Origin of the sequence: Brevundimonas sp. (assembly GCF_046299535.1) — a bacterium.
In the GTDB taxonomy this organism is placed as follows: Bacteria; Pseudomonadota; Alphaproteobacteria; order Caulobacterales; family Caulobacteraceae; genus Brevundimonas.
The window spans coordinates 165,155-171,403 of record NZ_JBKBIB010000009.1 but is presented as its reverse complement, the minus strand read 5'-3'; the positions used below and the strand labels follow the sequence as shown (position 1 = coordinate 171,403).

At 66.9% G+C, this 6,249-nt stretch carries 6 protein-coding genes; 2 read left to right on the top strand and 4 right to left on the bottom strand.

The window, feature by feature from the left end:
• The 4 genes from ACK4FB_RS09575 to mmsB all read right to left on the bottom strand — a co-directional run.
• On the bottom strand, window positions 1-717 hold a 717-nt coding region (locus tag ACK4FB_RS09575; RefSeq protein WP_409751102.1), incomplete at its 3' end, for a serine hydroxymethyltransferase.
• Window positions 718-760: 43 nt separating this feature from the next.
• Entirely contained in the window at window positions 761-952 is a 192-nt protein-coding gene (locus ACK4FB_RS09570; RefSeq protein ID WP_409751137.1) for a DUF6898 family protein, read from the bottom strand.
• Between the two features lie 19 nt (window positions 953-971).
• A complete protein-coding gene (hemA, locus tag ACK4FB_RS09565; RefSeq protein ID WP_409751099.1) occupies window positions 972-2,198 on the bottom strand; it encodes a 5-aminolevulinate synthase in 1,227 nt (408 codons plus the stop codon).
• A gap of 145 nt (window positions 2,199-2,343) precedes the next feature.
• A complete protein-coding gene (gene mmsB / locus ACK4FB_RS09560) occupies window positions 2,344-3,252 on the bottom strand; it encodes a 3-hydroxyisobutyrate dehydrogenase (RefSeq protein WP_409751096.1) in 909 nt (302 codons plus the stop codon).
• 236 nt (window positions 3,253-3,488) lie between these two features.
• Between mmsB and ACK4FB_RS09555 the strand changes: the two genes are divergently transcribed.
• The gene (locus tag ACK4FB_RS09555) at window positions 3,489-5,099 is read left to right on the top strand and encodes a DEAD/DEAH box helicase (RefSeq protein WP_409751094.1); all 1,611 of its coding nucleotides are present in this window, start codon (window positions 3,489-3,491) and stop codon (window positions 5,097-5,099) included.
• 83 nt (window positions 5,100-5,182) lie between these two features.
• A complete protein-coding gene (locus tag ACK4FB_RS09550) occupies window positions 5,183-6,241 on the top strand; it encodes a GGDEF domain-containing protein (RefSeq protein ID WP_409751091.1) in 1,059 nt (352 codons plus the stop codon).
• The last annotated feature ends 8 nt before the right edge of the window (window positions 6,242-6,249 follow it).

Below are 6,249 nucleotides of genomic sequence, written 5' to 3'. Positions count from 1 at the left end.
CAGGGTCTTGTGCGTCGTGGTCGTCACCACATGGGCGTGGGGCAGCGGATCGGGATAGGCCCCGCCCGCGATCAGACCCGCATAGTGGGCCATGTCCACCATCAGGTATGCGCCGACGCTGTCCGCGATCTCGCGGAACCGCTTGAAATCGATGTGGCGGGAATAGGCGCTGGCGCCGGCCAGAATCAGCCTGGGCTTCTCCCGCTCCGCCATCTCGGCGACGTTATCATAATCAATGAGATGGTCGTCTTTTCTCACCATATAGGTGACCGGACGAAACCACTTGCCCGACTGGTTCGCCGGACTGCCGTGGGTCAGGTGACCGCCGCAGGCAAGGTCCATGCCCAGGAAGGTGTCGCCGGGGATCAGCAGGGCCTGGAACACCGCCTGGTTGGCCTGGGCGCCCGAGTGGGGCTGCACATTGGCGAAGCCCGCGCCGAACAGCTTCTTCGCCCGTTCCCGCGCCAGATCCTCGGTGATGTCGACGTATTCACAGCCGCCGTAATAACGACGGCCCGGATAGCCCTCGGCGTATTTGTTGGTCAGCACCGAACCCTGCGCCTCCAGCACCGCCTGAGAGACGATGTTTTCGGAGGCGATCAGCTCGATCTGCTCCTTCTGGCGACCCAACTCGCCCTGAATGCCCCGGAAGATTTCGGGATCAGCCTCTTCCAGAGACTTGGAGAAATAGGCGTCATGGACGAAGCGGGCGGTCACGGGCGGCTCCGGAAATCGGGGGGGCGGAAAGATGCCAGATGCTTTACGCCTTCCACCCCCGCCCCACAACATCTTGTGCCGCCGCAGCGGCCAGGGCCCGCCTCAGCTTGCCGATGGCGATTCGCTCCAGGTGCGCCCGCTCGTTCACCGGCCCCACTGCGGACGCCTCGGTCCCGGTCGCCGCGTGGATGGCCGAACATTTCAGGTATGCGCCGTTACGCACGAACTCGACGATGATCTCGCCGAGGCTGTGGTCAGGCGACCGCAGGGAGACGCGCCACGTTGCAGTGGGTCCACAGCTTGTCCATGGCCGTGACCAGGGCGTCCATCATGCCGTCGTCGTGGTTCGGCGACGGGGTGAACCGCAGGCGCTCGGTCCCCTTGGGCACGGTGGGATAGTTGATCGGCTGCACATAGACGCCGAAGTCTTCCAGCAGCATGTCCGAGATCATCTTGCAGTGGACCGGATCGCCCACGTGCACCGGCACGATATGGCTTTCGCTGGGCAGGACAGGGATCCCCGCCTCGGCGAACCGCTGCTTCAGCGTCTCGGCCCGCTCCTGATGGGCCGCCCGCAGGTCGGCGGCGCCCTTCAGGTGACGCACCGAGGCCAGCGCCCCCGCCGTCAGGGCGGGCGGCAGGCTGGTGGTGAAGATGAAGCCTGCGGCCCAGCTACGCACCGCGTCGATGATCACCGCGTCGGCGGCGATGTAGCCGCCCATGACGCCCACGGCCTTGCCGAGGGTGCATTCGATGATGTCGATCTGGTCCAGCACGCCGTCGCGCTCGGCCACGCCGGCGCCGCGCTCGCCGTACAGGCCCACCGCGTGGACCTCGTCCAGATAGGTCAGGGCGCCGTACTTCCGCGCCAGGGCGATGGTGCCGTGCAGGTCGGCGATGTCGCCGTCCATGGAATAGACGCTCTCGAAGGCGATCAGCTTGGGCGCATCGGCCGGCGCGGCCTTCAGCAGCGCCTCCAGATGCTCCAGATCGTTGTGCGCGAAGATGTGCCGCTCACAGCCGCCGTTGCGGATGCCCGCGATCATGGAGGCGTGGTTCAGCGAATCGGAGAAGATGATCAGCCCCGGCATGATCCGCTGCAGGGTCGTCAGGGTCGCCTCATTGGCCACATAGCCCGAGGTGAACAGCAGCGCCGCTTCCTTGTGGTGCCAGTCAGCCAGCTCGGCCTCCAGGTCCACGGCCCATCGGGTGGTGCCGGAAATGTTGCGCGTGCCCCCGGCCCCGGCCCCGGCCTCGTCGATGGCGGCCTGCATGGCCTCAAGCACCACCGGATGCTGGCCCATGCCCAGATAGTCGTTGGAGCACCAGACCACCACGTCCTGTTCGGACCCGTCCGCCCGGCGACGCACGGCGCGCGGGAATTGGCCGCGCACGCGCTTCAGGTCGGCAAAGACGCGGTAGCGCCCTTCCTTCTGGACCTGGTCGACGGCGTTTTGAAAGGCGGCCTTATAGTCAAACACGCGGACGGCTCGTTTTGCTTATGATCGTCTGCTTCGCGTTTTGCTCCCCGCAGCCCCTCGTGTCCATGAAAACCGACGGACAAAAGGCCGCAACCCCTTAATTGATAACGGTTCTCAACACCACGTCGCCAGCATGGGCATCGGTTCAGGGCCGCGTGGCGCGCTCCAGACTGTCCAGATCGCCGCGCAGGAACTGCAGCATGGCCGAGAAATCGCGCCCGCCGTAACCCAGCCGGTCAAACAGGGCGTACATGGCCTCGGCCTGGGTTCCCAGCGGCGTGGACGCCCCCGCCCTGGCCGCCGCATCCTGGGCCAGCTTCAGGTCCTTCAGCATCATGGCCGTGGCGAATCCGCCCTCGTAGCCCCGATTGGACGGCGCCGTCGGCACCGGGCCGGGCCAGGGGTAATAGCTGCTCACGCTCCAGCACTGGCCTGACGATTTGGACGCGATCTCGAAGAAGCGCTCGGGATCAAGGCCCAGCCGCTCGGCCAGGGCGATGGCCTCGCACGTGCCGATCATCGAGATTCCCAGCAGCATGTTGTTGCAGATCTTGGCCGCCTGCCCCGCTCCGTGGTCGCCGGCGCGGATGGTGATGCGGCTCATGGGCTCCAGCGCCGCCTCGACCCGGCCCAGTACCGCCTCGTCGCAGCCGACCATGAAGGCCAGTGTCCCCGCCTCAGCCGCGGCCGTGCCGCCCGACACCGGTGCGTCGGCGAAGGCGTAGCCCGCCTCACTCGCCAACCCGGCGACCTTGCGGGCCGTGTCCACGTCGATGGTCGAGCAATCGATCAGCAAGGCCGAGGTCGGCGCCGCGCCGATCACCTGCTCCGAATAGACCTTCAGCACATGAGGCCCGGCGGGCAGCATGGTGATGACCACGTCAGCGTCCTTGACCGCCTCAACCACCGACGTCGCGGCGATGCAGCCCGCCGCCTTCGCCCGGTCCAGGGCCTCGGTCGACAGGTCGAACGCGGTCACCGTCCGGCCGGCCGCAGCCTGATTGGCCGCCATGCCGCCGCCCATGTTGCCCAGGCCGATGAATGCGATCTTCATGTGCGTCTCTCCCTGACAGTCTTTGGGTCGGGCTTAGCGTCATCGAGCGCGGATCGCCAGCGTCGCCGGGGGCCGTCAGGACCCGAATTGGCCGGAAATACTTGACTTTTCCCTGCGGATTTCTATATGGGGCCAACAGTTCGGGACAGGTCTGGCGAATTCGCGCCGCCCGCTCGCCCAATGAGGGGCGGTTCCGTGCGTCATGGGCCTGAAAAGGCTCCCCTTCACCGAGTTACATGACAGAATTTTCAAAGCTGGGCCTCTCGCCCACGACCCTTCAGGCGGTCGAAGACACCGGCTACACCAACGCCACCCCCATTCAGGAACAGGCCATCCCCGTGGCCCTCGCCGGACGCGACGTTCTGGGCATCGCCCAGACCGGCACCGGCAAGACGGCGGCCTTCACCCTGCCGATGGTGGATCGCCTCGGCTCCGGCCGCGCCCGGGCCCGTATGCCCCGCGCCCTGGTTCTCGCCCCGACCCGCGAACTGGCGGACCAGGTGGCCGAGAGCTTCGGCAAATACGCCAGGGGCACCAAGCTGACCTGGGCGCTGCTGATCGGCGGCGTCTCCATGGGCGAGCAGGTGGCCCTGCTGGACAAGGGTGTGGACGTCCTGATCGCCACCCCCGGCCGTCTGCTGGACCTGTTCGAGCGGGGCAAGATCCTGCTGACCGGCGTCGAGATCATGGTCGTCGACGAAGCCGACCGCATGCTGGACATGGGCTTCATCCCGGACATCGAGCGCATCTTCAAACTGACGCCGCCGCGCCGCCAGACCCTGTTCTTCTCGGCCACCATGCCGCCCGAGATCACGCGCCTGACCCAGCAATTCCTCAAGGATCCCACCCGGATCGAGGCCTCGCGTCCGGCCATGACCGCCGACACCATCGCCCAGTATCTGGTGCGCATTCCCTCCAGCGACCCCAAGGCCAAGCGCATCGCCCTTCGCGCCCTGGTGGGCCGCGAGGACGTCAAGAACGGCATCGTCTTCTGCAACCGCAAGTCCGAAGTGGACGTGGTCGCCAAGTCGCTCAAACAGCACGGATTCGACGCCGCCCCGATCCACGGCGATCTGGACCAGTCCCTGCGCACAAAGACCCTGGCGTCATTCCGCTCGGGCGAGCTGAAGCTGCTGGTGGCCTCCGACGTGGCCGCGCGCGGCCTGGACATCCCGGATGTCAGTCACGTGTTCAACTACGACGTCTCGCACCACGCCGACGACTATGTGCACCGCATCGGCCGCACCGGCCGGGCGGGCAAGAAGGGCCAGACCTTCATGATCGTCACCCCGGCCGACGACAAGTCGCTGGATAAGGTGCTGAAGCTGATCAAGATGGACCCGGAAGAACTGACGCTCGACATCGACGGGTCCGGCGTCGGCTCGGGCGGCTCAGCTCGAGCTGGCCGCAAGGCCCCGGAGCGGGCCGAGCGCAAGGCGGCCGAGCCGGCCGAACAAACTGAAAAGCCCCAGCGCAGCCGGGGCGGACGTCGCAGCCGTTCCGAACCTGTCGCCGAAGCGGCCCCCTCGCCGGTCGAAGCGATCACAGCCGAGCCTGTCTCCGCTGCCCCGGGTGAACAGGGCGAGAAGCCTCGTCGCACCCGCAGCCGTCGGGGATCCAGGACGGAAACCGCCCCGGTCACGGTCGAAGCCCCTGTCGCTTCCGCGCCTGCTCGTGCTGCAGCTCCAGCGGCCCCTGCTGTGGCGGTTCAGGAGCCCCAGCTGACCCAGGCCGAACGCCGCGGCGGACGCAAGGGCAATGACGACGACAAAGCCTCCGCCAAAGGTTCGGGGTTCGGGGATGATGTGCCCGCCTTCCTGCGTCGACCGGTTCCCGTTTCCTCCTGAAGGGACACCGCCCTTTAACCTCGTCCTTACTTCGCAGGTCTAGCGTCTGGATTGCGCTGGGCCGCGCGCAGGGACGGGACAAGATGACGGGTGAGGTTGAAACGACGCTGCGCGGCCCCGAGGCCTTCTCTCTCGCCCGGCAGGCGTTGGAGGCCATGGAAGCCGCCGGCGTCTGGCCCACCCCGCTGAATTTCGAACTCTGGCTTCATTATCTCGGCAACCCCGAGGGCCCGCTGGGCCTTGAGATGAAGCGTCTGATGGACGCCGGAACGCCCTTTACCGAGGACCTCAGCGAAATGCTGATGTCCGAATTTCTGCCGCGCGGCCGTCTCAGCGACGAGATCCGGGACGCCGGCCTGATGCTGAACCGCGAACTTACCAATGTGGCCGAGGTCATCGCCTCGGCCAGGTCGTCGCAGGCCGAATACGGCCAGACCCTGGCCCACGCGGGCGCCAGCATGGAGGCGCCGCTGGCGCCCGAAGAGATCAAGCGACTGGTCGGCGACCTGACCACCGCCACCAGTAAAGTGCACCTGGAGAACGCCACCCTCGAGAAGCGCCTTGAGGCCTCCACCCGCGAGGTGGCCCAGTTGCGACAGCACCTGGAGCAGGTCCGGCGCGACGCCATGACCGACGCCCTCACCAATCTGGCCAACCGCAAGGCGTTCGACGAGCAACTGGACCGGGCCTGCGAGGAGGCGGGCAAGGCGCCGCTCACGCTGGCTGTGCTCGACATCGACCACTTCAAGAAGTTCAACGACACCTGGGGGCATCAGACCGGCGACCAGGTCTTGCGTTATGTGGCCAGCGTGCTCGGTCGCACCCTTCGCAGCCCGCGTATCGCCGCGCGGTACGGCGGCGAGGAGTTCACCCTGCTGTTTCCGGGCGAGACCGCCCGAATGGCCGAAACCGTCCTCAACACCATCCGCGAGGAGATCGCCTCGCGCAGCTTGCGTCGCCGATCCACCAATGACGATCTGGGCGCGGTCACGGTCTCCATCGGTCTGGCCCAGAAGCTGCCCGGCGACACGGCGGTCGACCTGATGGGCCGCGCGGATGAGGCGCTCTATGCTTCCAAGCACGCCGGGCGCAATCGCGTCACCTGCGCCGCCCGGCTGTCCAGCGCGGACAAGGCGGCCTAGCCTCCGCC